The organism is Peristeroidobacter soli (assembly GCF_004138485.1).
Classification (GTDB): domain Bacteria; phylum Pseudomonadota; class Gammaproteobacteria; order Steroidobacterales; family Steroidobacteraceae; genus Steroidobacter; species Steroidobacter soli.
Window position 1 is genome coordinate 1,239,043 of record NZ_RYEV01000003.1, and the last position, 26,187, is coordinate 1,265,229.

Sequence of the window (26,187 nt, forward strand, 5' to 3'; positions counted from 1 at the left end):
TGCCCGGGCCGGCGGCCCGGGCAGCGAATTGTGGAGAGGCGATGGCGCAGACATTCAGAAGCACTCAGGACTATCGGGCGCTGGACGTGGCTCACCACGTTCATCCCTTCACCGATCAGAAGGCGCTGGCCGGCAAGGGCGTGCGGGTCATCACACGGGCCGAAGGCGCGTACGTGTGGGACAGCGACGGCAACAAGATTCTCGACGGCATGGCCGGCCTGTGGTGCGTCAACGTCGGCTACGGCCGCAAGGAACTGGTGGACGCGGCGACTCGGCAGCTGCAGACGCTGCCGTACTACAACAGCTTCTTCCAGACCTCGACGCCGTCGCAGATCGAGCTGGGCAAAGTGCTGGCGGAAGTGACGCCGCCGGGCCTGAAACATTTCTTCTATACGAACTCGGGCTCGGAGGCGAACGACACGGTCATTCGTCTGGCGCGTCACTACTGGCGCGTGAAGGGCAAGCCGACCAAGCGCACGTTCATCGCGCGCAATCTGGGCTATCACGGCAGCACGCTCGCGGCGGTGAGTCTCGGTGGCATGTCTCACATGCATGCGCTCGACGGACAGTTGCTGCCGGAGTTCGCGCACATCGCTCACCCTCATTACTACACGCAGGGCGCAGGCCTCACGCTCGAAGAGTACGGTCTCAAGGCGGCGCGTCTGCTCGAAGAGAAGATTCTCGAGCTGGGCGCCGATAACGTCGCGGCCTTCATCGGTGAGCCGGTGCAGGGCGCGGGCGGCGTGTATGAGCCGCCGCCGGGCTATTGGGCGGAGATTCAGCGGATCTGCCGCAAGTACGACGTGCTCGTGGTCGCCGATGAAGTGATCTGCGGTTTCGGCCGCACCGGTCAGTGGTTCGGCTCGCAGACCTACGGTATCGATCCGGATCTGATGCCGATGGCGAAGGGCCTGTCGTCGGGCTATCTGCCGATCGCGGGCGTCGCGATTCACGATCGGCTCTGGAAAGAAATCAACGAAGGCGGCGCGCTCGCGCACGGCTACACCTACTCGGGTCACCCGGCGTCGTGTGCCGTGGCGATTGCGAACATTCAGCTGATGAGTTCGGAAGGCCTGGTCGAGCGCGTACGGGAAGAGATCGCGCCGTACTTCCGCAAGAGCCTGCAGGAGCTGGCGGCGTCGCATCCCATCGTCGGCGAGATTCGTGGCGTCGGTCTGATCGCGGCGATGCAGCTGGTGAAGAACAAGCAGACTCGCGAGATTTTCACGGCGCAGGACGATGCGGCCAATTTTTGCCGCGACGTGGCTGCGAACCACGGTCTGATCATGCGAGCGGTGTATCAGTCGATGGTGCTGAGTCCGCCGCTGATCATCACCAAGGCTCAGGTCGATGAGCTGATCGAGAAGGCGCGCAAGGCGCTGGATGAGACCGCGAAAAAGTTTGGGTTAGGGTAACGCCCACTACGGGCGCGGCTCAGGCCGTGCCCGCTTTTAGCTGCGGGTGCTGTTTCTTGATGGTCGCGATCATCCATTGCCGGAACTTGCGGATCACCGGCGAATCCCAGCGCTTCTCGCGCGCGATGAAGTAATAGATACCGACCGCCAGCGGCTGAAACGCAGGCTTGCCCTCGCCGACATCGACCAGCCGGCCGCTGGCCAGGTCCTCCGCCACGATCAGATAGTTCGTCAACGAAATGCCGCGGCCGTGCCGGGCCGCGTCCAATGTGAGATGGCCCTGCCACAGGCGCGTGCCGCTGAGCTCCACATCCTCGTGGATGCCGTGAAAGCTCAGCCAGTTGCGCCAGCGATTGAAGTTCTCTTCATGCAGCAGCTGGTGGGTCAGCAGATCGCGCGGCTCGTTGATCGGGGCCGAGCGCGCCAGATAGTCGCGATTCGCGACGGCCAGCACCGGTGTGTGCACGATCTCCGAGCTGCGCAGCTCCGCTGCCAGTTCGACTCGATCCGCATAGGGCGCGACCAGCCGGATCTCGACGTCGGTGTGATGGGCCAGCACATCGGGCAGGCGGTCGAGCGGGCGGACTTCGATATCGATGCCCGGGTTGGCCTTCTCGAATTCGCCGAGGCGGCTCGACAGCCAGTGCAAAGCGAAACCGGGCATGCAGCGGATGTGCAGACGATGATCGTCGCCGCGCTTCATCAGATCGACGGTGGCACCGGCGATCATGTCGATCGCGCTGGCGATCTGCTTGTGATATCGGATGCCGTCCTCGGTCAGCACCGCGCCGCCGGGCGTTCGCTGAATGAGCTTGGTGCCGGTCCAATCTTCGATGGCGCGCAGGTGCCGGCTCACCACGGCATGGTCACGGCACAAATATTGGGCGGCCTTGCGGACACCGCCGAGGCGCGCGACGGCGTCGAATGCCCGCAACGCTTCGAATGGCGGCAGCGCCTTGCGCGAGGGCAGGCTGGCCGCGGGCTGGTGTGCGATTTTTTCCTCGCTCATCGATATCACCAATACTCGCTTGCTCCCCGCAGGGGAGGAAGCATTACAAATGACGGCATTCTGTACTTAAATCCGCCGGGATTGTGTCATGGCCGGTGCGAAAACGGCACCAAGGGGGGTGGCTTTGGCACTGCTAGCGCGGGCGGTTCCGCTGACACCATCGGTAAATTCTGCGAGTGAGGGGTGCCGTTGAACACTATCGCCGAAGCCGGTCAGCCCGTCGCGGCACCGGCGTCCAGTGCCGAATTTTTCGGCCATCCGCGCGGGCTGGCGTATATCGCCTTCACCGAAGCCTGGGAGCGATTTTCCTTTTACGGCATGCAGGCCCTGCTGGTGCTGTACATGTCGGGATATCTGTTGCAACCCGGCGTGATCGAGCAGGTGGCCGGGTTCGCCGGCCTGCGCGCCGCCATCGAGTCGGTATTCGGCACGTTGTCCACTCAAGCGCTCGCGGCCCAGATTTTCGGGCTGTATATCGGCCTGGTTTATTTCGTGCCCATTTTTGGTGGTCTGCTCGGCGACCACGTCATGGGAAGACGCCGGGCGGTGTTGCTCGGCGCGGCAGCCATGGCGGTCGGTCACTTCCTGATGGCGTTCGAAGCGGCGTTCCTGCCGGCGCTCGGTGCGCTCATCGTCGGCTCGGGTCTGCTGAAAGGAAATCTCGCGGCCCAGGTGGGTGCGTTATATGCGAAGGACGATCGCCGCCGTGACAGTGCCTATACCGCCTACTGCACTGCTATCAACGTAGGCGCGTTCATTGCGCCGCTCGTGTGCGGCACGCTGGGTGAGTTCTACGGCTGGCACTATGGTTTCGGTGCCGCCGGCATCGGCATGCTGGTCGGCATCGTCATTTATCTTTCCGGTGCGAAATATTTGCCCGCCGACCGGCCACGTGGCGAGAAAGTTCACGAGCGCCCGCGCATGCAACCTGGCGATCTGCGCAAGGTCATCGTGATATTGGTGCTGCTCGCGATCACCGCGCTGTTCTGGACGGTGCAGACGCAGGTGTGGAACACCTATCCGGTGTGGTTGCGCGATCATGTCGATCGCTCGCTGCCGTTCGGCTGGACGTTACCGGTCACCTGGTTCCAGGCGCTTGATTCCCTCACCGTGCTGTTGTTCGCGCCGCTGGTGATGTTGGTGTGGCGTCGTCAGGCGCAACGCTCGGCCGAGCCCAGTGACCTGGGAAAAATCGCGCTCGGCTGCGGCTTCTTCGCCATCGCCTGTTTCCTGCTGGGCGCGGGACAATGGCTGGCCGGGGCCGATCGCGTGCCGGTGTGGTGGCCCATCGTGTTCCATTTCATCTGTGCCGCTTCGTACTTGTATGTGGCGCCGATTGCGCTGGCGTTGGTGTCGCGCGCGGCGCCGCCCGCCGTGAACGCCATGATGGTCGGCTCCTATTATCTCGGCTTGTTCGTCGGCGGCATCGCGAGCGGCTGGCTGGCACGCTTCTATGAGCCGCTGGGTCCGTCGCTGTTCTGGATGCTTCATGTGTCGATCGCGATCGCGGGCTCGCTCTGTATCCTGGCGCTGCGGCCCATGTTCGTCCGCGTCCTGGAGCTCGAAGCCCGAAGCTAGAACGGCAACGGCTTGAGATCGGGATCGATCCACGCACGCCGCGCCATCACCGAGAACAGCACCGGCTTCGACCAGTATTCGAACAGCCAGTCGGAGCGCCCGTAACGACTCGTCAGCAGCTCGTTCAGCGCCGTGTGCAACGGCGTTTCCGGCCGCTTTTCCAGCCAATCCCGCGCCGCCCGCAGTGAAGCGAGCGTGATGGTTTCGTGATAGCCGCTAGAATCGCTGTTCGCCACGCCGGTCGAGAGGTTGTAGGCACGGATCAATTTCGGCATGTCGGCTTCCGCGTTCATGCCGGGCCGGCGCAATACCCAGAAGGCCGCGGCGAAATGCGCCGCGTGCGTCCATTCCGGTTTGGGCAGGGTCCGTTCGATGACGCCCAGCGCGATGCGCTCGATGTCGGTGTCGCTCGAAAAAGAAGTCATGGTCAAGCTCCTGACGGTGGGGTGGCCGGCGAAGCTCGACGCCCCGCCGGATGGCGGGGTTGCGGATGTTTGGTTGGAGGTTGGGCTAGATCTGGCCCGAGGAAGTCCGAACGCACGCACGCGCAACCGCCGCAATGAAGCGCGTTTGTTGCTGGAGGCGTTTGCTGATTCGGATCATGGCCGCGACTATAGGCGCGACCGCGGCAGCGGTCAAACGACCGGCCGGCGGCACCGGGAATGTGCCGGCAGAAGCATTAAAGGTTTGTAATCATGCGACCGCCAGCGTGGCAAGCCAGCGCTGGCAGTGCATGAAAAACCCGAAGCGGATTACTTGCGGGCTTTCTTCTTCGACGAGCGCAGCGACAGGCCGAGCTTGTGGATGCGCTGGCGGACGGCCGCTTCGGTGCGCTTCAGCTTGGTCGCGATGGCGCGAGCCGGGGTCTGTTCCTTGATCAGCGCCTTCATTTCACGGTCATTCTGACTCGTCCAACGAACGCGCGAGGTGGCCTTGGAGCTCTTCTTCTTAGCAGGAGTCTTCGAACGTTTTGCTTTAGTTGCCATGGTTAGTCCTCTGGGTAACGCCGCTTGAATCCGCGGCCGCCACGACGAGTTCCGCGGTCGTGAGCTCGTCTGAATCAGTCGCACCGATACATTTGTATCGGCTTGACATTGGCGGTCGCTTATGAATCTTGGGTCCGTTCTCTACTACAGGGTCAGTTACAAAAAGTCACAATCTGGGCGAGGGGCACGGATCGTGAGCTCGGGGAGTGCGATGACAATGTTCGATATGACCATGTTTGGAACGGAACGGCGCTATCGTACCAAATAAACGTCGATGATTTATATGGTTCTGCGTGCAGAGCGCCGACAAATGACTCTGTCACTTTCGGTTACTACCGAAATATTCCCTGTAGGGCAAGCATCTAAACGAATTTATATCGACCGGAATTGAGCGCCGATCCGGTAAAAATGCAAAAGGAATGTCGTGGCGCGCGCCGGATCAGATGTTTGGCGGGTGTTTCATGCGCTCGCCACGTGGATGATGGGACGCTGAACGAGCGCTGTCCCCATCCAAAACGGCCGGGCTCTCGAAAATTACAGAATGGCTACGCAGTCATGCGGAATTGGTGCGTAGCGTGCGCGATGGTCTGGCGGGGCGGCGGGGTGTAAGTAGATCACGCGCACTCGCCGCGTTCGCGTCGCCGCGCCCGATACGCAGATGGTGAAGCAACGGGCGGCTGTCGTCCGCCGGAACCTTCCCGCATGCGCGCGATTGAGAATCGCAGGGTCGCGGTTTTCCAGCGGGAGCGGCGCATGAGCCAGGACTTCACACAGCGGCTGAAACGAGGCGGCAGAGACCGGATGGAGCGTGGCAAACGCGCCGCGGCCGAACAGATTTCCGATATCGCCGAAGCCATCGATCGCGCCGGCGCACAGCTCGATGAAACACAGCCGATGCTGGCCAGTTATGCGGCAAAAATAGCCGATGGCGTCGGTGACCTCGCGATGCATCTGCGCGAGGAAAGCTTCGAGGATCTGTATCGACGCACCCGGGTGCTGGCGCTTCGTCATCCCGGAATGTTTCTACTCGGCAGCGTCGCGCTCGGCGTCGCGGTCGCGCGCTTCATGAAGGCCACCGCGATGCCCGATATCGAGGGTCGCCGATTATGACATCGCTATCGGAGACGGGCTCGCTGGCGGGCTTGCTCTCACGATTGCTGGACGAGGCGCGGGCCCTGGCAAGAAACGAGATCGCGCTGGCCCGCGCCGAAGCTCACAACGCCATGCGCGATGTGAAGCTGAGTATCGCGCCGTTCGCTATCGCCGCCGGCGTGCTGTTCGCCGGGGCGCTCACGCTGGTGGCCACGCTGGTGCTGGCGCTTTGCGAAGTGATGCGGCCGTGGGTCGCGGCGATGATCGTCAGCATCGTGCTGCTGGCGGCCGGCTGGATGCTGTTGAAGGCGGGCCGGCGCAAATGGGCCCACCTCGGCGAAGACTTCAATCGAACGCAGGAATCGTTACACAAAGATGCGACGGTGGTCGCGCGGAGGACCTCATGAACGCCACGACCGACAAGCGCAGCGCCGACGATCTGGAGCGCCGGGGCGAGCAGATCCGCGCCGATCTGGATCGCACCCTGGATGAGATCGGACGCAGATTCTCGTCCGGGGAGCTGGTCGACCGTTCAGTGGATTTCGTGCGCGATCGCGGTCCGGAACTGTTGCGCGAGGCGGGAGAGTCGCTGCGTCGAAATCCCGGGCCGGTGTTGTTGACCGCGGCGGGTTTGATCTGGTGGGCCGGTTCGGCGCTGCGTTCGCGTTCCGAGCGCCGATGGTTTGCTGGTGATTACAAGCCGGTGCGCGTCATCCGCAGGCGCACCCGATACGCCCGCTCACGATTGGATCGCGCGATGCACGAGCAACCCTTCACGCTCGGCGCACTGGCGCTCGCGGCGGGCGCGCTGATCGGTGCGGTGTTACCGATGAGCCGATATGAGAATAAATGGGTGGGGCCGGTTCATGACGAGGCCATCGCTCGCGCGAAACAGGCGAGTCGCCGCGAATATGACGACCTGCGCCAGGCGGTAGCCGCGTCGTTGGAGCGTCGCGCCAACGAACTGCGCGGCTCCGCGCCCGTGCATCACTAGAGCAGCGGCTTGCCGCCGGTGACGGCGACGGTCGCGCCAGAAACATAGCTGCTTTCGTCGCTGGCGAGCATCACATACACGGGCGCCAGCTCGCAGGGCTGGGCCGGCCGTTTCATCGGATAATTCGCGCCAAACTCCCGCACTTTGTCGGCTGCCATGGAGGCCGGAATCAGCGGGGTCCACACCGGGCCGGGAGCGACGGTGTTGGCTCGAATGCCTTTGTCGGCGAGCAGCTCCGCGAGGCCGGCGGTGAAGTTCTGGATCGCGCCCTTGGTGGTCGCGTAGGCCAGCAAGGTTGGGTTCGGCACATCGGCGTTGATCGATGCAGTATTGATGATACTGGCGCCGTCCTGCATGTGGGGCACCGCGGCCTTGGTGATATAGAACATGGCCGAGAGATTGGTTGCGATGGTCTTGTTCCATTCCTCGTCGGGGATCTTTTCCAACGAATCGAAGGTCATCTGGTGCGCGGCGTTGTTGACCAGAATGTCGACGCGTCCCAGTGCTTCGACCGTTTTCTTTACCAGCGCGCGGCAATGTTCGGCCGCCGCGATGTCACCCGGCACGAGCACGCATTTGCGGCCCGCCGCTTCGACCAGACGCTGAGTTTCACGCGCGTCTTCGTGCTCGTTGAGATAACTCACGACGACGTCGGCGCCCTCACGTGCGAACGCGAGCGCGACGGCGCGACCGATGCCTGAATCGGCGCCGGTGATCAGCGCCTTCTTATCCGTCAGCCGGTTCGCACCCTGGTAACTGTCCTCGCCATAGTCGGGCTCGGGATCCATCGCCTTGCTCGAACCGGGCAAGGACTGTGTCTGTTTGGGGAAGGGCGGTTTGGGAAACTTTTTGCGCGTGCTCATGCCCGAAACAAGGGAGCAGCGGAATATAAAGTTCCTTGGGTCAGCGCTCGGTGACGATCAGAAGTACGACGCTTTCGTAATTGAGCTCATGTAAGAAACGCAACTCGGGGCGCGACGCGACGCGCAGCAGGCCGGCGAGGCCGGTCGCGCCGGATTCGGTGGTCGCAGGTCCGCCGGCGCTTTGCAACTCAGCGGCGGCGGCGTGCAGCTGAGCATCCGAGACAACGACGGAAGCCACCGCGTGCCTCTGCAGAATTCGCAGCGCCGGTGCCGAGGCCATGCCACACGCGAGCATCGAAGCAGAGCTGTGAAGATTGCCTCTGATGAGTGTGGGCTTGCCGGCGCGCAATGCCTGCGCGACACAGGGTGCGGTGTCCGGCTCGACGACAAGAGATTTGCCGGGCCCGCGAAGCAGCGGTTGCAGGCCCTCGACCATGGCTGCGGCGAGACCGCCGACACCGGCCTGCACGAACAAATGTGTCGGTCGTTCGAACGACGATTCGTGAAACTGAGTGATGAGCTCGTCCGCCAGCAGTCCGTAACCGGCCATCACTTCATTGACGATCGGATTGTCCGCGTCGCTCGAGGTGTCGGAGATCAACAATCCGTCGCCCCGTGCCGCAGCCGCTGCGGCGGCGAGCACGGCGTCATCGTAGGTCCCGTTGACGTGAACGAGTTCGGCTCCGAGCGCTTTGATGCGAGCCGCGCGGGCGATGCTGACGTCTCGGGGCAGGAAAACAGTAGCTTTGGTGCCGGCCTTGTTTGCAGCCGCCGCGACGGACAAACCGTGGTTGCCTTCGCTGGCGCAAATCAATCGAGGCAGGGCTCGGGGCGACGTGCCGGAGATGAGATCACGCGGATCGGTGCCAGTAGCCGCTGCCAGCGCGCGAATGCCGGCAATCATTCCGCCGAGCGATTTGAAACTGCCGAGCGGCCGTTCGCCCTCGACTTTGACGAACACCCGGGCGACGCCCGCCAGCTGAGCGAGCGCCGGCAGTTCGAGTAACGGGGTGGGTCGGGCGTCTGGCCAAAGCTGCGCCCAGAGATCTTTGAGTGCTGGCATGTCGCGAAGTATGGACGAGGCTTCGCGGCGGGCCGCCGCAATAAGGACGGCGACTTTGCAGTTAAACCGCTATTCGTCGTCCAGCGGCACCGGAATGGCCAGGCTTTGTTTGACCAGGTTCAGCACCGCCCGGGAAAAAATGTGACCGGCGCTGTCGGAACCGCGCCGGGTCGCTCGTCCTTCGGTCAACAGTGGCAGCGGATGAGGAGACGTTCATGGCCCAGACGAAGACATCGACTCCCCTGGTTCCGGCCGTCGAGCTCGCGGCCCGGAGCAAGATCAGCTTTCCGAATGAGAGTGCCGAGTATCGTCGGGCGCGCACCGCCCTGCTGGCCGAGGAGATCGAGCTGCGCCGTCACATCGAGCGCGTGGCGGAAATGCGTCGCGCGCTGCCGCCGGGCGGCGAGGTGAAAAAGAACTATCAGTTCCAGAGCGAGCGCGGCCCGGTCTCATTCGCCGACTTGTTTGGCGATAAGCAGACGCTATTCGTCTACAGTTATATGTATGGACCGGAGCGTGCGCGGCCGTGCCCGATGTGCACGTCATTGCTCAGCTCGTGGGATGGCGAGGCGCAGGACATGGAGCAGAACATCGCGCTAGCAGTCGTTGCGCAGTCTCCCATCGAGCGCTTGGTCGCATTCAAGAAAGAGCGCGGCTGGCGCAACCTCAAGCTCTACTCGGACACGAGCCGCGAGTACAGCATCGACTATCTGGCCAACACGCCCGAGTTCGCCGACACCGCCGCGGTCAACGTGTTCACCAGGCGCGACGGCGTCATTCGTCATTTCTGGGCGGGCGAAATGGGCTTCGATCAAGCCGATCCCGGCCAGGATCCGCGCGGCGCGCCGGATCTGATGCCAATCTGGACCGTGCTCGATTGCACGCCCGAAGGTCGCAAGGCCGACTGGTATCCGAGCCTCGAGTATCCTCGTTAACTCAGCAACCGACGCGACGCGAGGTTGCGCATCAGGTCGGTGACTCCAAAGGTCCAGGGAGGGACCTGGTCGCAGGTCGTGACTTTGTTGATCAGCGTGCCCAGTTTGTCCGACGTCACGCGTACAACGTCGCCCACTTTGTGAGTAAAGCCGCGGCCCTCGGTGTCGCGGTCCTGCGTCGGCGCGAACATCGTGCCGAGGAATAGCGCAAGGCCGTCCGGATAATCGTGATAGCTGAGCGTCTGTCGCACCAGTTCCAGCGGATCGCGACTGATCAACGACATGGAGCTGTCGCCGTACAGCTGGAAGTTGTCCTCGCCCCGCACTTCGAGCGAAACGACCGCCTGGCGCACGTCGTCGATGCTGAACGTGTCATCGAACATTCGAATGAACGGCCCGATGGCGCACGAGCCGGTGTTGTCCTTCGCCTTGCCGAGCAGCAGCGCGCTGCGACCTTCGATGTCCCGCAAGTTCACATCGTTGCCGAGTGTCGCGCCCAAGGTCCGGCCGCGGCGATCGCAGGCGAGCACGATTTCCGGCTCGGGATTGTTCCAATGCGAATCCGGGCGGATGCCGATCCAATCGCCCCAGCCCATGGACGAGAGCAGCGGCGATTTGGTGAACACCTCGGCGTCGGGGCCGATGGCGACTTCCAGATATTGGGACCACAGGCCGTCGGCGATCAGCGCGGCTTTCAAACGAGCGGCGGCGTCGGTGCCGGGTTGCACCGAGCGAATATCCGCGCCGACACGTTGACTCAACGCCGAGCGAATGGAATGAGCCTGCTCCGCATTGCCCCGCGCCCGCTCCTCGATCACGCGTTCGACCGCCGAGATCGCGAAGGTCACGCCACAGGCCTTGATACATTGCAGATCGAAGGGGGCAAGCAGGCGAACCGCCGCGGTCCTTTCGTAAGCCCGGTCGATCAACAATTCTTCCAAGGGACCGAGGTCTTTGCCGGCAGGTGGGCTGCCTTGCCATTGGCTCAACAGTTCTGCGACGGTAGCGGCGTGACGAGACACGTCGCGGACCCGGCCGCCGGCGATCACGACGGGGGTGGGGCCGTGCTCGAGGTGCAGCCGGCCGACCAGGGTGGCCGAGCGCCAGTCGCGGGGCAGATCGGAAATCAAGGCGGGGGCGGTCATGCGACCTCCGTTAGCGCGGCCATAGGGTCTGATATATTATAAACACAATCTGATATACGAAGTGACACCATGCCGGCCCGTGTTCAAGACCGCATCAGCCTGTTGGGCTTTGGCAGTGCCGCCATCGGCAACCTGTACCGTCCGGTGACCGACCAACAAGCCTTCGCCACCGTCCAGGCCGCCCTGACCGAAGGCGTTCTCTATATGGACACGGCGCCTCACTACGGTTTCGGGCTGAGCGAAAAGCGGCTCGGTGCCGCGCTCGCCGAGCTCGATCCGCGCCGGCGCGTAGTGATTTCGACCAAGGTCGGCCGACGCCTCGATCCCCGCCCGGACGCCGATTTGAGCCAGGTGCGTCAGGGCTTTGTCTCGCCCGAGCCCTTCGAAAGCGTGTTCGATTATAGCTACGACGCGGTGATGCGCTCTTATGAAGAGAGTCGCGCACGCCTGCGCCGGGACATCGATGTTCTCTATGTGCATGACCTCGGGCGCTACGCCCATGGGGAGCGGCATCCGAAATTGTTTGCCGAATTCATGGCGGGTGGCTATCGCGCGCTTCGGAAACTTCGCGATGGCGGGGCGGTGAAGGCCATCGGGCTCGGCGTCAACGAGTGGCAGGTGTGTGAAGAAGCGTTGGCGCACGGTGACTTTGACATCATGTTGCTCGCCGGCCGTTACACGCTGCTGGAACAAGGGGCGCTCGACACTTTTCTACCGCTCTGTAAGCAGCGAAAAGTCTCCATCGTGGTCGGAGGCCCGTACAATTCCGGAATTCTTGCCCATGACGGGCGCAACGGAATGGGGAGGACGGGCCCTTTGATGTACGAATATCAGCCAGCGCCACCGGACATCGTCGCCCGGGTGTCGGCCATCGAAGCGGTTTGCAATCGTCACGATGTGCCGCTGGCCGCGGCCGCCCTGCAGTTTCCGCTGGCTCATCCGCAAGTGATTTCTGTGATTCCCGGCATGGGCAATCCGGATGAGGTGCGTGGTGCGAAGGAGTGGCTGACGCTGCCGATTCCCGGCGCCTTCTGGGCCGAGTTGCGCGCGCAAGGACTGGTTCGACCCGATGCTCCGCTGCCGGTGATCGCATGATTCTCGCCTCCTACAAGGACTTTCACCGGGCCGCCCGGGCTCGCCTGCCGCGCTTTCTGTTCGACTACATCGACGGTGGCGCTTACGACGAGCGCACCCTCGCCAGGAACGTCAGCGACCTCACCGAGATCGCGCTTCGGCAACGCGTGTTGCGCGATGTTTCCAAGACCGACCTGAGCACGACGCTGTTCGGTCGCAAATTATCGATGCCGGTGGTGCTGGGGCCGATCGGCATCTCGGGCATGTCCGCCCGGCGTGGCGAGGTGCAAGCGGCGCAGGCCGCCTGCAACGCCGGTGTGCCGTTCACGCTCTCGACGGTTTCGATCTGCTCGATCGAAGAAGTCGCGAAGAATTGTCCGGCGCCGATCTGGTATCAGCTGTATGTGATCAAGGATCGCGGCTTCATGCGCGAGATGCTGTCGCGTGCGAAAGCGGTGGGCGCGCAGGCACTCGTGTTCACCGTCGACATGCCGGTGCCGGGCGCGCGCTATCGCGACGCTCATTCGGGCATGTCGGGGCGCGGCGCGCCGTTGCGTCGAGTGTTGCAAGCGATGGGCCGGCCGGGCTGGTCGTGGGATGTGGGCCTGCATGGCCGGCCGCATTCACTGGGCAATCTCAAATCCGTGCTGGGTGATAAGAGCGGGCTCGGCGATTACATGGGCTGGCTCGGCGCCAACTTCGATCCCACGATTCGCTGGGCCGATCTGGACTGGCTGCGACAGGAGTGGCAGGGGCCGCTCATCCTCAAAGGCATTCTGGATCCGGAGGATGCGATCGCGGCGGCGAAGATTGGCGCCGACGGCATCGTTGTTTCCAATCACGGCGGACGTCAGCTGGACGGCGTGCTGTCCTCGGCGCGTGCGTTGCCGGCGATTGCCGATGCAGTGAAAGGCAAACTGACCATTCTCGCGGACTCCGGTGTGAGATCCGGCCTCGACGTGGTTCGTCTGATGGCGTTGGGCGCCGAAGGCGTGATGTTGGGCCGTGCCTGGGTGTTCGCGCTGGCCGCGAATGGCGGCGCCGGTGTGAGTCAGTTGCTGGAGATTTTCGCGAAGGAAATGCGAGTCGCGATGGCGTTGACCGCCGTCTGCAACGTGGGCGAGATCGATCGCTCGATTCTGGCCTGACAAGGAAGATCAGCAATGCCCCGTCCCAGTCTGCTCATTACGCGTCGTTTGCCCGCTGCGGTGCTGGAACGCTTGCGCGCCAGCTATGAAGTGACCGTGAACCCCGACGATCGCGCGCTCGGACGCGAAGCGCTGCTGATGGCGCTGCGAAGTTACGATGCGCTGTCGCCGACGATCACGGACAAGCTGGATGCGGCCTTGTTGCTCAACTCCGGCCTGAAGACGCGGATCATCGCCAACTTCGGTGCGGGCTTCGAGCACATCGATCTGGAGGCTGCGAAACAAGCGCACCTGGTCGTGACCAACACGCCGGATGCGCTCACCGACGCGACCGCCGAGCTCACGATTCTTTTGATCCTGATGGCGAGTCGTCGAGCCGGTGAGGGCGAGCGCTCGTTGCGTGAAGGCAAGTGGAGCGGTTGGGCGCCGACGCAATTGCTCGGCATGGATGTGAAAGGCAAGACGCTGGGCCTGATCGGCTTCGGTCGTATCGCCAAGGAAGCGGCGCGTCGTGCTCGCGCCGGGCTCGGCATGCGCATCGCATATCACTCACGCAGTCGGGCCAGTGCCGAAGAAGAAAGCGCGCTCGGCGCCGAGCATCATCCGACACTGGATGGTTTGCTCGCCGCCTCCGACGTCGTGTCGTTGCACTGTCCGGGGGGCGCGGCCACGCGTCACTTGATCAACGCGAGCACGCTGTCGCGAATGAAGTCGACGGCGATTCTGATCAACACGGCGCGGGGCAGTGTGGTCGACGAGGACGCGCTGGCGACGGCGCTCGCGCAACGACAGATCGCCGCGGCCGGTCTCGATGTGTATGAGCGTGAGCCGGCGGTGTCGCCGGCATTGCGAGAGCTGGAAAATGTCGTCCTGCTGCCGCATTTGGGAAGTGCAACGCTGGAAGCGCGTACTGCCATGGGCATGCAAATGGCCGACAATCTGGACAGCTTTTTCGCCGGCCGAACCCCACCGAACCGTGTTGCCTGAACCGCAGTCCGCCGCCGACATCATCGCGCACGCCATCGACGAGCGTTCCCCCTCACGATCGCGGCGGCCGCTGGTCGTCGGCGTGTGCGGCAGTCAGGGCAGCGGCAAGAGCACGGTCTGCAAGACGCTGACGACCCGCTTCACGCAGGCGGGCCTGAAGGTCGCGAATCTTTCTCTCGATGATTTGTATTTGCCACTGGCGGAGCGGGTCACGCTCGCGAGACACGTGCATCCCTTGCTCCGGACGCGCGGCGTGCCTGGTACGCATGATACGAAGTTGGGGGTTCACACGTTGAATGCGCTCGCGCACGGCGGAGACGTGCCGCTGCCTCGCTTCGATAAGTCCATCGACGATCGCCGGCCCAAGGCCCAGTGGGATTCGGTCGAAGGGCCGGCGCAGCTGGTGTTCTTCGAAGGCTGGTGCGTGGGCGCTCGGCCGCAAGCGCTCGGGCCGTTGGATCAACCCGTCAATGAGCTCGAAGCCAATGAGGATGTCGATGGCCGGTGGCGTCGCTATGTGAACGACGCGCTTGGCGGCGAGTATCAGCGGCTGTTCGCGAAAATCGATTTGCTGGTGCTGCTCGCGGCGCCATCGTTCGACGTGGTGTTGAAGTGGCGCACTCAGCAGGAACACGAGCTGCGCCAGCAATCGGGAAACAAAGCCGGCGTGATGACGGACGCGGCGCTGGTGCGTTTCATCCAGCACTACGAGCGCCTGACTCGTCACATCTTGATCGAGATGCCGGGACGCGCCGACCTGGTGATTCGTCTGTCGCCTGAGCGCGCCGTGCTCAGCCGGCACTCAAACCATGCCGAGAATCCGCTGTAGCGCCGCCTGGAAGTGACGGCCCAGCGCCGCCTCGGCCAGATCGGCGTCGCGCTTCTTACACGCTTCGAGAATTTCCATGTGCTCGCGTAGCGTACGCAATGCCAGCGGCGCGGTGATGCGCCGATCCAGCTTGATCAGAATCAGATAGTTCTTCAGTCGCCGCGCGGTCGTTTCGATCAACGGATTGCGCAGGCTCGCGACCATTTCGCCGTGTAGGCGATCTTCCAGGGATTGCAACGGCGCCAGATGATCTGGCAACAATCCTTGCGCGCCGATTTGCTCGATCAACGACTGATGGTCCTGGATCAGCGAGGAGATCGCGGCGGCATCGCCGTTCTCCGCATAAGTGCGAGCCGCGGCGCGCTCGATGATGGAGCGGAACTGATAGGTGCTGCGCGCAAGCTCCAGATCGGGCTTCAAGAACTCGATGCCGGCGCGCGGATGAATGGTCAACACGCCTTCCGCTTCCAGGATGCGCAGCGCATCCCGCAGGGGTTGCACCGGCACGCCGAGCATCCGGACCAGATCGCTCTGGGACAGGAACGCGCCCGTGGGGACCTTGCGATTGAACAGGCCTTCGAGAATGGCTTGATAGGCCACCTCGCTCAGGCGGCGGCCATCGGCAGTGGCGCTTTCGGCCTCTGGTGAAGTGGCTGGCGCGGGGCGCAGTTCCGCTTGCGGGGTTCGTCGGCTCGGCATGGGTGGATGATATATCACTGAGTTACGGGTTTTTCGCGCCGGCTGGCAACACGGCCCGCCGGTGCAAATTTCCTGGCGCGGCCAGGACTTGGAATGACCGCTCCCCTCGCGGTTGACTGCGCAGATGATGCTATTGAAATCTTATTTCGTCTATGTAATATATCAGTCAGTGAGTTCGCGATATTAATACGCGACAACCGTATCGCAGTCTGGGGGATGGCAATGGCACACGCGCACAAACGACGCTTTCGTCCGTACTTCTCTTCGTTGATCCCGGCGGCTTCGCTGGCCCTGGCCCATGGAGCGTTCGCCCAAGAGGCAGCGCCCGCGGCCGAACCTGCCGCCCAGAACACCGGCGGCTCCGAAGGCGGGCTCGAGGAAGTCGTGGTCACCGGTCTGCGCAGCAGCTTGCAGCAGTCGGTGGAGATCAAGCGCACGGCTATCGGCTCGGTCGATGCCATCGCCACCGAAGATCTGGGCAAGCTGCCGGATCAGAACGTCGCCGAGTCCCTGCAACGTATCAACGGCGTGACCATCGAGCGCAATCGCGGCGACGGTCAGTTCATCTCCGTGCGCGGCCTCGGTCCGCAGTTCAACGTCGTCACGTTGAACGGTCGCACGCTCGCCACGGAAAACGTCGGTCGCGAATTCAGCTTCGACGTGTTGCCCTCCGAGCTGATCTCCGGCGCCAATGTTTATAAGAGCCCGCAGGCCAACTTGAACGGCGCCAGCATCGGCGCGACCGTGGACATCAGGACGGTGCGGCCGCTGGAAGGCGATGGCTTCTCGGCCGGCGGTCAGCTGCGCACGATTTATAACGACCTCGCCGACGACTTCGGTCCGTCCGCGTCGGGTCTGCTGAGTTTCCACAACGACGCCGGCGACTTCGGCGTGGCACTGGTCGCCTCTTACGAGAAGCGCGATCTGCGTGACGACGAGTTCACCATCGGCGCCGGCCACGTGAAGCGCGGCAGCGTGCTGCCGACCGATTACTTCTACAACCGCACCGGCCCGAACGTCGCGCCGTTCAGCAACGTCGACATGCCCTCGAACCTGTCGCCGTTCTTCGTGCTCAGCGAGCGCGAGCGCACCGGCGTGAATCTGACGGTTCAATACAAGCCCGCCGACGAAGTGACCATGAGCCTGGACGGTTTCTATTCCAAGCTCGATCAGATGGATCACAGCACGGGCCTGGCGTATGACTTCAGCGGCGGCACGCTGGTGGAGCAGGTGGTCGAAGGCAACAAGGCCGTGTATCAGAAGATCGAGAACGGCTTCGTCGATCAGATCGTGACCCGCGCGCCGCGCCTCACCGAGACCAAGCTCATCGGTTACAACATCGAGTGGACGCCTGGCGACTTCCGACTCGCGTTCGACGCGTCCGCCTCCGAAGCCACGCGCGAAGGTAAAGAAGACAACTATTTCTCCACCATCCGCCGCACCGGCATGACGATGGAATTCGATCGTCGCAACGGCAGCCCGATCTACGACTACACGTTCTCCAATCCGAACTACCCCAACGCCGCGACCGATGTGAATAACATCGGTGCGCACTACGAGAACGACGGCGGCTCGGACTACAAGGACGAGACCAAGGAATTCCGTCTGGATGGTTCGTGGGATGCCGGCACCGGCATCGCGCTGTACGGCGGCATCGGCCGCGAAGAGCGCGACAAGACCATCGAGACCATCAGCATGCCGTTCTCCTCGCAGTGTGCGTTCTGCGGTGGCGGCGTGTACGTGCCCATGCCCTCGAACATCTTCCGCCCGACCAACATGAATTTCTTCTCCTCGCACAGTGGCAACGCCATTCGCGATTGGGTGGACTACGATCCGCGCGCACTCGTGAGTGCGTTGCGTAACTACGTTCCGACGCCGGCGCAGGTCGCTGCAGGTTGGGTGGGTTACGTCGATCCGACGTTCGACCCGGCGCAGAGCTCGGTGGTCAGCGAAGACGTGAACCTCGCGTACTTCATGGTGGAGTTCAAAGGCGAGCTCGGCAGCATGCCTTACTCGATCAACGCCGGCCTTCGTTACGAGGGCACCGAGTTCACGTCCTCCGGCGCCGCGCAGACCCTGATCAGCGCCGTGCCGAACGGCCTGGGCCAGAACATCATCACCCTGTCGCCGGTGGTGCCGATCAGCTTCGACGGCAAGTACCATGATTTCCTGCCGTCGCTGAACGTCAAGCTCGATCTGACCGACGATCTCGTGGCGCGCTTCTCGGCGTCCAAAGTGATGACGCGTCCGACGCTGTCGGATCTGTCGCCGGCACAGACCATTCTCAGCAACCCCGGTAACGAGACCATCAACCGCGGCAATCCGGATCTCGATCCGTTCCGCGCCAAGCAGTTCGAAGTGGGCCTCGAGTGGTACTTCGCCGACCTGAGCGTGTTGTCGGGCGCGGCGTTCTACAAGGACATCGAGTCGTTCGTCGCCGATGCGACCACGCCGCAGCTGGTCGATCAGGTGGTGTTCCAGGTCACGCAGCCGGCCAACGGCAAGGGCGCCAAGGTGAAGGGCCTGGAGTTCGGTTATCAGCAGGTGTTCGACATGCTGCCGGCGCCGTTCGATGGCTTCGGCGTGCAGGCGAACTACACCTATGTGGAGAGCGATGCTTCGTACACCAACGTGGTGTCGGGTGCGTCGTTCGGCCTGCAGGGCCTGTCGCGCAACTCCTATAACTTCGTCGGCTTCTACGAGAAGGATCGGATCCAGGCGCGACTCGCTTATACCTATCGCGAGAACTTCCTGCAGGTGGCGAGCGGTCGCAACGGCGATCCGGAATATTTCGACGACTACGGCCAGCTCGACGCCAGCTTCGGCTTCAAGGTCACGGATGCCATCACCGTGTCCCTGGAAGGCATCAATCTGAACGACGAGAAAGAGTTCATCTACTCGACCACCGCGGATCGCACCAAGGAATACCGCACCACCGGCCGCCGCTACATCCTCGGCGTGCGGACCACGTTCTGATGCCGGGCGCCATCGAAAGGGCCTCGGCCGCTTTCGATCATAGATGAGCCCGGCAAGAGTCACGCCTCTTGCCGGGCGCCATCGAAAGGGCCTCGGCCGCTTTCGATCATAGATAGGACAAGAGATGAATATTGTCGACTTCCGTATCACCCGCTTTCAGTTCGCCCGGGATCGCGTCATCGGCGACAGTCAGGTGCGCGCCGACGACGTGCACCTGGCGACGCTGGAGCTGATCGGCGAGCGCGGCGAGACCGGTCTTGGCTTCGTGCAGTCGTTGTTTCATCCGCTGCCGGCCGAAGCCGAGATCGATCGGGTGTTTCGCGAGGAAGTCTGGCCGAAGCTGCAGGGTCGAAAAGTCGAGGGCGTCGCGCACGCTGTGCGTCGCCCGCGCGGCGGCAACATTCGCAAGCTGACCCTGCCTTTCGAGGAAGCGCTTCAGCACGCGGTGTGGGATCTCTTTGCGAAGTCCGTGAAGCTGCCGTTGTGGGAGCTGCTCGGCGCCGAGCGGCGCGACGTGCAGGCTTACGCGAGCGGCCTCGACTTTCATCTGTCCGATGACGAGTTCCAGAAGCTGTTTGCGCAGGCGGACGCGCAAGGCTTCAAGGCATTCAAGATCAAGGTCGGCCATCCGGACTTCGAGCGCGACCTGCATCGGCTCGCGTTGCTGAAGAAGGTCGTGCGCAAGGACGCGTTGATCATGATCGACGCCAACGAGGCCTGGCAGCCGAAGCAGGCGATTTGCAACCTGCTCACGATGCAGAAAGCCGGGCACGACATCTACTGGGTGGAAGATCCCATCCTGCGCGACGACTTCGCCGGCCTGAAGCTCATTCAGGACCAGTGCGGTCCGACGCTGTTGAACGCCGGCGAATATCTCGACGTGTCCAGCAAGCGCAAGCTGCTCGAGGCGCGGGTGTCCGATCTGCTCAACGTGCACGGCCATGTGACCGACGTGATGCGCATCGGCTGGCTTGCGGCCGACATGGGCGCGCGCATCACCATGGGCAATACATTCCTGGAGTTGGGTGTGAACATGGCGCTGGCGTTGCCGGGCGTGGAGTGGGTTGAGTATTCGTTCCAGAACTTCGAACATCTGGTCGAGCAGCCGTACGAGATTCGCGATGGCCGGATCTGGGGCTCGACACAGCCCGGCCATGGACTGGTCCTCAGCGAGCTGGCCCGTCGCACCTGGCGTCGGCCGGACGTGTTGGCCCGCGCCGAACTGGGGCATGTGCCGCCCCAGCAGCGTCTGCAACACGTGGGGTGAGCGTCGCGCGTTTGTAACTGGAAGCATTCATAACCAGCCAGCTAAGATGAGCTCCGTGTTGTCAGGTCGCCTTTCCGATGCCACCCATCCGGCGGACGCTGCCCATGTCAGCGGCTCGCGCCGCTGGTTGTTGCTGGGCTCGCTGACGACGGTGTTCTTCATCCTGCTGGCGCTGTACTGCGCCGTGCTTTCGGTGCTGCTGCCGAATCAGATCCAGGCCATCGATCCCGCGAACAAGGCGCGCGATCTGGCGATCGTGTTCGCGGTCACGTCCATCTTCAGCACGTTGACGACGCCGATTGCCGGCGCTCTGTCCGATCGGACGCGCAGTCGCTGGGGGCGACGCACTCCCTGGATCGCGATCGGCGCGGTGGCCGGCGCGCTATGTTTGTTCGCGGCTTCGCAGATGCGGCAGCTGTGGTCCATCACGTTCTTCTGGGTGGGCGCGACGGTCGCGCTGAATTCAATGCAAGCCGCGCTGACCACCATCGTCGCCGATCGATTTCCTGAAAAGGAACGCGGTACGGTGTCGGGCTTCGTCGGCGCGGGCATGACGGCGGGTGGCACGATCGGCATCGTGGTCGCGGGCTACATGGCATCGACGCTGACGCTCGCGTATCTGATATTTGCCGTCGCCATCGCGGTGAGCTGCGTGGCGTTCGTGCTCTTGAATCCCGAGCCGCGCTACCACGGCGCGGCACCGAGCTCGATGCAGCTCGGCGCGTTCTTCAAGAGCTTCTGGATCAGCCCGCGTCAGCATCCCGATTTCGCCTGGGCGTTCTGCGGGCGCTTCGCCATCTACATGGGCTACCAGGGCATCGTCACGTATCTGCTTTATATCTTGCAGGACTACATCGGCCTGTCCCTCGACAACGCGAATCGCATGATTGCGACCTTGTCGACGGTCACGTTCATCGCGCTGGTGATCGCGGGACTCGGGTCCGGTTTGTTGTCCGACGCCATCGGCCGTCGCAAGCCGCTGGTCTTTCTTTCCAGTCTGATCATGGGGGTCGCGCTCACCGTGCCGCTGGTGTTAGACACCGTGCCCGGCATGCTGTGGTACGCGGCGCTGATGGGCATCGGCTACGGCGCGTTCATGTCGGTGGACATGGCGCTGATGACGCAGGTGTTGCCAAAGTCGCTGAGCGGCGGGGGCAGCGAGTCCACCGGCAAGGACCTCGGCATTCTCACCAGCGCGGTCAACGTGCCGCAGATTCTGAGCCCGGTCTGGTGTGCGTGGTTGCTGAACCTGTCCGGCAACAATTATCAGTGGCTGTTCATCTCGGCGATGCTGTTCGTGTTCGCCGGCTCATTCTTCGTGCTGCCCATCAAGTCCGTGCGCTGAGCGCAGCCCGTTCGGAGATCGTTTCATGTCGAGGCTCGCAAACAAAACCGCTCTCGTGACCGCCGCCGCTCAAGGCATCGGTCGCGCCACCGCCGAGCTGTTCGCTCGCGAAGGCGCTCGCGTCATCGCCACCGATATCGATGCGGGCAAGTTGTCCGAGCTGAAAGGCGTCGAGACGCGTCGGCTCGACGTGCGGTCCGCGGATGCCATCAATGCGCTTGCGGCCGAGCTCGGCGCGATCGATGTGATCTTCAATTGCGCGGGCATCGTGCACGCCGGCACCATTCTCGAGTGCGATGACAGCGCGTGGAACACGTCCGTCGATCTGAACGTGACGTCGATGTATCGAATCATTCGCGCGTTTCTGCCGAAGATGCTGGACGCCGGCGGTGGCTCCATCATCAACATGTCCTCGATCGCGGGCTACAAGGCGGTACCGAATCGTTTTGCATACAGCGCGACGAAGGCGGCGATCATCGGCCTCACCAAGTCCGTCGCGGTGGATTACATCTCGCGCGGCATTCGCTGTAACGCCATTTGCCCGGGCACGGTCGATACGCCGTCTCTGCATCAGCGCATGCAGGCAACCGGTGATTACGAAGCCGCGCACAAGGCGTTCATCGCCCGTCAGCCCATGGGCCGGTTGGGCACGGCCGAAGAGATCGCGATGTTTGCGCTGTACCTGGCCAGCGACGAATCCAAGTTCGTCACCGGTCAGACGCATACCATCGACGGTGGCTGGACCGCATGACCACGACGCGGCGAACGTGCTTCGCGGTCGACCTTCGGGACGATCCCGAGGTCATCGCCAGTTACAAGCGTTGGCACGCGCCGGGCGGACCGCCAGCGGGGGTGACGCGTTCGCTGCGTGACGCCGGCATCGCCGTGCTCGAGATTTATCTGATCGGCAATCGGCTGTTCATGATCATGGATGTCGATGCGCGCTATTCGCCGGAAGCGAAGGAACGCGCGGATGCGGCCAATGCCGACGTCCAGGCGTGGAATCAATTGATGGACACGCTTCAGCAAGCGTTGCCTTTTGCGAAACCCGGCGTGAACGCGGGCAAATGGCAGCAGCTGGAGCGTATCTACTCCCTCGCCACCCAGCCCTGAGCGAGCCCGTTTTGTTTTTATATCGAGGAAGCCTATGAAATTGCTTCGCTATGGCCTGCCGGGCCAGGAAAAACCAGGACTGCTGGATGCCACGGGCAAGATCCGCGACTTGAGCGGAGTCGTCGCCGATATCGCCGGCGACACATTGACGCCCGCCGGCCTCGACAAGCTCGCATCGCTCGACACCTCGAAGCTGCCTGTCGTCGACGGCAACGTGCGGCTCGGTGCATGCGTGGGCCGCATCGGCAAGTTCATCTGCATCGGCTTGAATTTCTCCGATCATGCCGCCGAATCGAATCTGCCGATCCCGGGCGAGCCTGTAGTGTTTGGCAAGTGGACCAGCGCCGTCGTCGGCCCGAACGATGACATCGAAATCCCGCGCGGCTCGCAGAAGACCGACTGGGAGGTCGAGTTGGGCGTCGTCATCGGCAAGGGCGGTCGCTACATCGAGGAAGCCGACGCGCTCTCGCATGTCGCCGGCTACTGCGTGATCAACGATGTCTCCGAGCGTGAGTATCAGCTGGAGCGCGGCGGCACGTGGGACAAGGGCAAAGGCTGCGATACGTTCGGCCCGACCGGTCCGTGGCTGGTCACCAAAGACGAAGTGCCCGATCCGCACACGCTCGGCATGTGGCTGGAAGTGGACGGCAAGCGTTATCAGAACGGCAACAGCTCGAACATGATCTTCCGCATCCCGCGCATCATCAGCTATCTCAGCAACATGATGAGCCTGCAGTCCGGCGACGTGATTTCCACCGGCACGCCCGCGGGCGTTGGCCTGGGCTTCAAGCCGCCGGTGTATCTGCGTCCCGGCAATGTCGTGCGACTCGGCATCGACAAGCTCGGCGAGCAGCGCCAGCTCGTGAAGGCTTACGGTGCCTGATGCGCGTTGATTCGCACATTCATTTCTGGCGCTTCGATCCCCGGGAGTATCCGTGGATGAGCGCCGATATGCAGGTGCTGAAACGCGACCGCCTGCCGGACGACGTGCGTCCGCTGCTGGATCGGGCGCGCATCGACAGCTGTGTCGCCGTGCAGGCACGCATGAGCGAGCCGGAGACGGATTTCCTGCTGGACCTCGCGGTTCGCTATCCCTGGATCGCGGGTGTCATCGGTTGGGTGGATCTGTGCGATGAACAGCTGGCGCGACGGCTGGAGCGCTGGGCCTCGCAGAGGAAGCTCATCGGCTTCCGTCACGTGCTTCAAGGCGATCCCAATGCCGGCGCGCTGGTGTCGAGCGCGGAGTTTCAGCGGGGCGTCGCGCTGATTCAAAGCCGCAAGATGATTTACGAGCTGCTGATTTCCGCGGATCAGTTTCCTGCGATTACATCGTTTACGCGCCAGAGCGATAAGCATTGGCTGGTGCTGGATCATCTCGGCAAACCGGATGTTCGCCATCGCCAGATCGATTCGTGGCTGCGGGATCTCGCGCCGGTCGCTTCGCTTCCGCATGTCGTGTGCAAATTGTCGGGGCTCGTGACCGAAGCGAATGATGCCGCCGGCAAGTTCGACGCGGCTCATCTGCGCGACTATCTGGATGTCGCGCTGGAGATGTTCGGGCCACAGCGACTGATGTTTGGTTCCGACTGGCCGGTGTGTCTGCTGGTCTCCGAGTACGCCGAGGTGGTCGACATCATCGAGCGCTGGGCGTCGCGATTGTCGGCGGCGGATCGGGAATGGATCTGGGGCAAGACCGCAGCCCGGGTTTACGGCCTGCCGGCGAGGGGCAATCATGGTTGAACTCTACGGACGTTCCAGCTCTCGACGCGACGTGTCCGCGCATGCCGGCACGCTGTCGCAGTTCGCTGGCGTGCGGTTGATGGAGCTGTCGGATGGCGTCGAGCGCGGCATTCGCATGCTCGAGTTCCGCACCGGCACCGGCCTGCGTTTCACCGTGCTCGTCGATCGCGCACTCGATATCGCCGAGTGCGAGCACAAAGGCCGCGCCATCGGCTGGCATTCGCCGACGGGCTTCCGTCATCCCGGCTTGCATGAATATGAAGGCGAGGGCGGACTGTCGTGGCTGCGCTCGTTCTCGGGATTGATCGTGACGTGCGGTCTGGATCACATCCTGTTCATGGATGACGACGATGCGAGTCAGTACATCTATGGCCCGCGCACGTCGGTGAAGTCATCGCTGCACGGTCGCATCGGCACGATCCCGGCCCGGCTCACGGGCTACGGTGAGCGTTGGGATGGCGATGAATGCACGTTGTGGTGTGAAGGCGTCGTGCAGCAGTCCGCGGTGTTCGGCGAGGATCTGCATCTGATTCGTCGCATCGAGGCCAAGGTCGGATCGGATGAGATCCGTCTGATCGATCGCGTCGTGAATCATGGCTTCTATCGCACGCCGCACATGTTTTGCTACCACATCAATGTGGGTCATCCGGTGCTCGCCGAAGGCTCGCGGTATCTCGCGCCGATCCGCGATGTCGTGTGGGCAGCGCATGCGGGTGAGAAATATCTCACGCAGGGCGTTGGTTATCGACAGCTGCCGAAGCCGCAGTTGGGCTTTCACGAGCAGGTGTGGCAGCACGAGATGGCCGCGGATGCCGCGGGCAATGTGCCGGTCGCGCTCGTGAACGATGCAATCGGATTTGGATTCCAGGTCGAGACGCGCAAGGATCAGTTTCCTTGTCAATACGAGTGGCAGAACCTGCAGGCGGGGCAGTACGCGCTCGGCATCGAGCCCTCGACGCATCATGTGCTCGGCAAGCAGTTCGCGCGTCAACGTGAAGAGATGATCTGGCTGGAGCATGGCGATGAGCGTCGCTATGACACGGAATTCAAGGTGCTCGATGGCGCGGCTGCCATTGGCGCCGCGGAAAAGCGCATTCGCGCGATTGCTGAGCAGCCGAGCGAGGACTATCCGCAGCCGTCGGGTGAGTATCGGAAGATCGCGGGGCGGACGGCATGAGCATCTCCGGCAAGACCATTCTCTATACCGGTGCGGCCGGCGGCCTGGGCCTGGCGACGACGGTCGCGTTTCTCGATCGCGGCGCCACGGTCGTGGCCGTCGACAACAACGCCGAGAAAATCGCGGCGCTCGAAGCAGCGGTTTCGCCTGCGTCGCGCTCGCGCTTGAAAGTGCTGCGCTCGAATCTCGGCAACCTTGCGGCGTTTCGTTCCGATATCGAAGCGATGGCGAAGAGCGTCGGTGGCTATGACGTTGTCATCAACAACGCCGCCATCTATCCCGCCAAGCCGTTCGAGCAATTCACCGTCGAGGAACATCAGGCGGTTCAGCGCGTGAACGTCGATGCCGGCATCGTCGCGGTGCAAGTCGCGCTGCCTGGCATGCGCGCGAAGCAATGGGGCCGCATCATCAATGTCAGCAGCGTCACGTTCTACGGCGGCTGGGCGCTGCTCTCGCCGTACGTTGCATCGAAGGCCGCATTGGTCGGTCTCACCCGCGCATGGGCGCGCGAGTTTGGCGAGTACGGCGTGACCGTGAACGCAATCGCCCCCGGCGCCTTCCCAACCGACGCGGAAAAGATCCATCCGGATCCGGAAGGCTATACGCGCTTCGTGCTGGAGCGACAGGCCGTCAAGCGTCGTGGCACGGCGCTCGATATCGCAAATGCATTGGCTTTTCTCGCCTCCGACGAGGCGGGCTTCATCACCGGCCAGACGTTGAACGTCGACGGCGGCTGGGTGATGCACTAAGGA

At 63.0% G+C, this 26,187-nt stretch carries 26 protein-coding genes; 19 read left to right on the forward strand and 7 right to left on the reverse strand.

Features of this window, described 5'->3' with window-relative positions:
* Nucleotides 1–41 precede the first annotated feature (41 nt).
* On the forward strand, nt 42–1,415 hold the full coding sequence (locus EKO19_RS14160; protein WP_129777029.1) for an aspartate aminotransferase family protein: 1,374 nt from the start codon (nt 42–44) through the stop codon (nt 1,413–1,415).
* A 19-nt stretch (nt 1,416–1,434) separates the two neighbouring features.
* On the opposite strand, the gene EKO19_RS14165 is transcribed toward EKO19_RS14160, so the two are convergent.
* On the reverse strand, nt 1,435–2,424 hold the full coding sequence (locus EKO19_RS14165) for a LysR substrate-binding domain-containing protein (protein ID WP_129777030.1): 990 nt from the start codon (nt 2,422–2,424) through the stop codon (nt 1,435–1,437).
* Between the two features lie 183 nt (nt 2,425–2,607).
* Here EKO19_RS14165 and EKO19_RS14170 point away from each other — a divergent pair, with 183 nt between their 5' ends.
* A complete protein-coding gene (locus EKO19_RS14170; RefSeq protein ID WP_217705335.1) occupies nt 2,608–4,002 on the forward strand; it encodes a peptide MFS transporter in 1,395 nt (464 codons plus the stop codon).
* Here the strand turns inward: EKO19_RS14170 and EKO19_RS14175 are convergent.
* Both EKO19_RS14175 and EKO19_RS14180 read right to left on the reverse strand, forming a co-directional pair.
* Complete coding sequence (locus EKO19_RS14175; protein WP_129777031.1) at nt 3,999–4,427, reverse strand: hypothetical protein; 429 nt, start codon at nt 4,425–4,427, stop codon at nt 3,999–4,001. The two genes, EKO19_RS14170 and EKO19_RS14175, sit on opposite strands and share 4 nt — an antisense overlap.
* Before the next feature lie 327 nt (nt 4,428–4,754).
* Nucleotides 4,755–4,988, reverse strand: a complete 234-nt coding sequence (locus EKO19_RS14180) for a hypothetical protein (protein WP_129777032.1) — start codon at nt 4,986–4,988, stop codon at nt 4,755–4,757.
* Between the two features lie 753 nt (nt 4,989–5,741).
* On the opposite strand from EKO19_RS14180, the gene EKO19_RS14185 reads away from it, so the two are divergent.
* Genes EKO19_RS14185 through EKO19_RS14195 form a run of 3 tightly spaced genes read left to right on the forward strand, consistent with a single transcriptional unit; the run spans nt 5,742 to nt 7,074 of the window.
* Nucleotides 5,742–6,098, forward strand: a complete 357-nt coding sequence (locus tag EKO19_RS14185) for a hypothetical protein (RefSeq protein WP_129777033.1) — start codon at nt 5,742–5,744, stop codon at nt 6,096–6,098.
* The gene (locus tag EKO19_RS14190; protein WP_129777034.1) at nt 6,095–6,487 is read left to right on the forward strand and encodes a phage holin family protein; all 393 of its coding nucleotides are present in this window, start codon (nt 6,095–6,097) and stop codon (nt 6,485–6,487) included. Before EKO19_RS14185 ends, EKO19_RS14190 begins: the two co-directional genes overlap by 4 nt.
* A complete protein-coding gene (locus tag EKO19_RS14195; protein ID WP_157995257.1) occupies nt 6,484–7,074 on the forward strand; it encodes a DUF3618 domain-containing protein in 591 nt (196 codons plus the stop codon). The genes EKO19_RS14190 and EKO19_RS14195 overlap by 4 nt, the downstream gene beginning before the upstream one ends.
* Here the strand turns inward: EKO19_RS14195 and EKO19_RS14200 are convergent.
* Nucleotides 7,071–7,937 (reverse strand): SDR family oxidoreductase, encoded by an 867-nt coding sequence (locus EKO19_RS14200; protein ID WP_129777036.1) that lies wholly within the window; start codon nt 7,935–7,937, stop codon nt 7,071–7,073. The genes EKO19_RS14195 and EKO19_RS14200 overlap by 4 nt on opposite strands.
* 40 nt (nt 7,938–7,977) lie before the next feature.
* Nucleotides 7,978–9,000, reverse strand: a complete 1,023-nt coding sequence (locus EKO19_RS14205) for a pyridoxal-phosphate dependent enzyme (RefSeq protein ID WP_129777037.1) — start codon at nt 8,998–9,000, stop codon at nt 7,978–7,980.
* A gap of 215 nt (nt 9,001–9,215) precedes the next feature.
* Between EKO19_RS14205 and EKO19_RS14210 the strand changes: the two genes are divergently transcribed.
* Nucleotides 9,216–9,935 (forward strand): DUF899 family protein, encoded by a 720-nt coding sequence (locus tag EKO19_RS14210; protein WP_129777038.1) that lies wholly within the window; start codon nt 9,216–9,218, stop codon nt 9,933–9,935.
* On the opposite strand, the gene EKO19_RS14215 is transcribed toward EKO19_RS14210, so the two are convergent.
* On the reverse strand, nt 9,932–11,080 hold the full coding sequence (locus EKO19_RS14215; protein WP_129777039.1) for a fumarylacetoacetate hydrolase family protein: 1,149 nt from the start codon (nt 11,078–11,080) through the stop codon (nt 9,932–9,934). The genes EKO19_RS14210 and EKO19_RS14215 overlap by 4 nt on opposite strands.
* 69 nt (nt 11,081–11,149) lie before the next feature.
* Between EKO19_RS14215 and EKO19_RS14220 the strand changes: the two genes are divergently transcribed.
* Genes EKO19_RS14220 through EKO19_RS14235 form a run of 4 tightly spaced genes read left to right on the forward strand, consistent with a single transcriptional unit; the run spans nt 11,150 to nt 15,118 of the window.
* Nucleotides 11,150–12,175, forward strand: coding sequence for an aldo/keto reductase (locus tag EKO19_RS14220; RefSeq protein ID WP_129777040.1), 1,026 nt, complete (start codon nt 11,150–11,152; stop codon nt 12,173–12,175).
* Nucleotides 12,172–13,302 carry an FMN-dependent L-lactate dehydrogenase LldD gene (gene lldD / locus EKO19_RS14225; RefSeq protein ID WP_129777041.1) on the forward strand — a complete coding sequence of 377 codons (1,131 nt, stop codon included), beginning with the start codon at nt 12,172–12,174 and terminating at the stop codon, nt 13,300–13,302. Before EKO19_RS14220 ends, lldD begins: the two co-directional genes overlap by 4 nt.
* 15 nt (nt 13,303–13,317) lie before the next feature.
* A complete protein-coding gene (locus EKO19_RS14230; protein WP_129777042.1) occupies nt 13,318–14,289 on the forward strand; it encodes a 2-hydroxyacid dehydrogenase in 972 nt (323 codons plus the stop codon).
* A complete protein-coding gene (locus EKO19_RS14235; protein ID WP_407676644.1) occupies nt 14,279–15,118 on the forward strand; it encodes a kinase in 840 nt (279 codons plus the stop codon). The genes EKO19_RS14230 and EKO19_RS14235 overlap by 11 nt, the downstream gene beginning before the upstream one ends.
* Here EKO19_RS14235 and EKO19_RS14240 read toward each other — a convergent pair.
* Entirely contained in the window at nt 15,092–15,817 is a 726-nt protein-coding gene (locus EKO19_RS14240; protein WP_129777043.1) for a GntR family transcriptional regulator, read from the reverse strand. The two genes, EKO19_RS14235 and EKO19_RS14240, sit on opposite strands and share 27 nt — an antisense overlap.
* Nucleotides 15,818–16,039: 222 nt before the next feature.
* Between EKO19_RS14240 and EKO19_RS14245 the strand changes: the two genes are divergently transcribed.
* From EKO19_RS14245 to EKO19_RS14285, 9 genes are all read left to right on the forward strand, one after another.
* On the forward strand, nt 16,040–18,793 hold the full coding sequence (locus EKO19_RS14245) for a TonB-dependent receptor (protein WP_129777044.1): 2,754 nt from the start codon (nt 16,040–16,042) through the stop codon (nt 18,791–18,793).
* 124 nt (nt 18,794–18,917) lie between these two features.
* Nucleotides 18,918–20,060: a mandelate racemase/muconate lactonizing enzyme family protein gene (locus EKO19_RS14250; RefSeq protein WP_129777045.1), complete on the forward strand. Its 1,143-nt coding sequence runs from the start codon at nt 18,918–18,920 to the stop codon at nt 20,058–20,060.
* Nucleotides 20,061–20,106: 46 nt separating this feature from the next.
* Nucleotides 20,107–21,405 carry an MFS transporter gene (locus EKO19_RS14255; protein WP_129777046.1) on the forward strand — a complete coding sequence of 433 codons (1,299 nt, stop codon included), beginning with the start codon at nt 20,107–20,109 and terminating at the stop codon, nt 21,403–21,405.
* Between the two features lie 25 nt (nt 21,406–21,430).
* The gene (locus EKO19_RS14260; protein WP_129777047.1) at nt 21,431–22,156 is read left to right on the forward strand and encodes an SDR family oxidoreductase; all 726 of its coding nucleotides are present in this window, start codon (nt 21,431–21,433) and stop codon (nt 22,154–22,156) included.
* Nucleotides 22,153–22,518, forward strand: a complete 366-nt coding sequence (locus EKO19_RS14265; protein WP_129777048.1) for an L-rhamnose mutarotase — start codon at nt 22,153–22,155, stop codon at nt 22,516–22,518. The genes EKO19_RS14260 and EKO19_RS14265 overlap by 4 nt, the downstream gene beginning before the upstream one ends.
* A gap of 34 nt (nt 22,519–22,552) precedes the next feature.
* On the forward strand, nt 22,553–23,401 hold the full coding sequence (locus EKO19_RS14270) for a fumarylacetoacetate hydrolase family protein (protein ID WP_129777049.1): 849 nt from the start codon (nt 22,553–22,555) through the stop codon (nt 23,399–23,401).
* Nucleotides 23,401–24,258, forward strand: coding sequence for an amidohydrolase family protein (locus EKO19_RS14275; RefSeq protein WP_129777050.1), 858 nt, complete (start codon nt 23,401–23,403; stop codon nt 24,256–24,258). Before EKO19_RS14270 ends, EKO19_RS14275 begins: the two co-directional genes overlap by 1 nt.
* Entirely contained in the window at nt 24,251–25,435 is a 1,185-nt protein-coding gene (locus tag EKO19_RS14280; protein ID WP_129777051.1) for an aldose 1-epimerase family protein, read from the forward strand. Before EKO19_RS14275 ends, EKO19_RS14280 begins: the two co-directional genes overlap by 8 nt.
* Complete coding sequence (locus EKO19_RS14285; RefSeq protein WP_129777052.1) at nt 25,432–26,184, forward strand: SDR family NAD(P)-dependent oxidoreductase; 753 nt, start codon at nt 25,432–25,434, stop codon at nt 26,182–26,184. The genes EKO19_RS14280 and EKO19_RS14285 overlap by 4 nt, the downstream gene beginning before the upstream one ends.
* Nucleotides 26,185–26,187 lie beyond the last annotated feature (3 nt).

Coding starts and splice junctions, on each gene's coding strand:
- EKO19_RS14230 (WP_129777042.1), top strand. CDS start 13,318: ATGCCCCGTCCCAGTCTGCTCATTACGCGTCGTTTGCCCGCTGCGGTG.
- EKO19_RS14185 (WP_129777033.1), top strand. CDS start 5,742: ATGAGCCAGGACTTCACACAGCGGCTGAAACGAGGCGGCAGAGACCGG.
- EKO19_RS14175 (WP_129777031.1), bottom strand. CDS start 4,427: ATGACTTCTTTTTCGAGCGACACCGACATCGAGCGCATCGCGCTGGGC.
- EKO19_RS14215 (WP_129777039.1), bottom strand. CDS start 11,080: ATGACCGCCCCCGCCTTGATTTCCGATCTGCCCCGCGACTGGCGCTCG.
- EKO19_RS14220 (WP_129777040.1), top strand. CDS start 11,150: ATGCCGGCCCGTGTTCAAGACCGCATCAGCCTGTTGGGCTTTGGCAGT.
- EKO19_RS14265 (WP_129777048.1), top strand. CDS start 22,153: ATGACCACGACGCGGCGAACGTGCTTCGCGGTCGACCTTCGGGACGAT.
- EKO19_RS14275 (WP_129777050.1), top strand. CDS start 23,401: ATGCGCGTTGATTCGCACATTCATTTCTGGCGCTTCGATCCCCGGGAG.
- EKO19_RS14180 (WP_129777032.1), bottom strand. CDS start 4,988: ATGGCAACTAAAGCAAAACGTTCGAAGACTCCTGCTAAGAAGAAGAGC.
- EKO19_RS14200 (WP_129777036.1), bottom strand. CDS start 7,937: ATGAGCACGCGCAAAAAGTTTCCCAAACCGCCCTTCCCCAAACAGACA.
- EKO19_RS14160 (WP_129777029.1), top strand. CDS start 42: ATGGCGCAGACATTCAGAAGCACTCAGGACTATCGGGCGCTGGACGTG.
- EKO19_RS14205 (WP_129777037.1), bottom strand. CDS start 9,000: ATGCCAGCACTCAAAGATCTCTGGGCGCAGCTTTGGCCAGACGCCCGA.
- EKO19_RS14210 (WP_129777038.1), top strand. CDS start 9,216: ATGGCCCAGACGAAGACATCGACTCCCCTGGTTCCGGCCGTCGAGCTC.
- EKO19_RS14285 (WP_129777052.1), top strand. CDS start 25,432: ATGAGCATCTCCGGCAAGACCATTCTCTATACCGGTGCGGCCGGCGGC.
- lldD (WP_129777041.1), top strand. CDS start 12,172: ATGATTCTCGCCTCCTACAAGGACTTTCACCGGGCCGCCCGGGCTCGC.
- EKO19_RS14240 (WP_129777043.1), bottom strand. CDS start 15,817: ATGCCGAGCCGACGAACCCCGCAAGCGGAACTGCGCCCCGCGCCAGCC.
- EKO19_RS14270 (WP_129777049.1), top strand. CDS start 22,553: ATGAAATTGCTTCGCTATGGCCTGCCGGGCCAGGAAAAACCAGGACTG.
- EKO19_RS14190 (WP_129777034.1), top strand. CDS start 6,095: ATGACATCGCTATCGGAGACGGGCTCGCTGGCGGGCTTGCTCTCACGA.
- EKO19_RS14260 (WP_129777047.1), top strand. CDS start 21,431: ATGTCGAGGCTCGCAAACAAAACCGCTCTCGTGACCGCCGCCGCTCAA.
- EKO19_RS14280 (WP_129777051.1), top strand. CDS start 24,251: ATGGTTGAACTCTACGGACGTTCCAGCTCTCGACGCGACGTGTCCGCG.
- EKO19_RS14165 (WP_129777030.1), bottom strand. CDS start 2,424: ATGAGCGAGGAAAAAATCGCACACCAGCCCGCGGCCAGCCTGCCCTCG.
- EKO19_RS14245 (WP_129777044.1), top strand. CDS start 16,040: ATGGCACACGCGCACAAACGACGCTTTCGTCCGTACTTCTCTTCGTTG.
- EKO19_RS14195 (WP_157995257.1), top strand. CDS start 6,484: ATGAACGCCACGACCGACAAGCGCAGCGCCGACGATCTGGAGCGCCGG.
- EKO19_RS14250 (WP_129777045.1), top strand. CDS start 18,918: ATGAATATTGTCGACTTCCGTATCACCCGCTTTCAGTTCGCCCGGGAT.
- EKO19_RS14255 (WP_129777046.1), top strand. CDS start 20,107: ATGAGCTCCGTGTTGTCAGGTCGCCTTTCCGATGCCACCCATCCGGCG.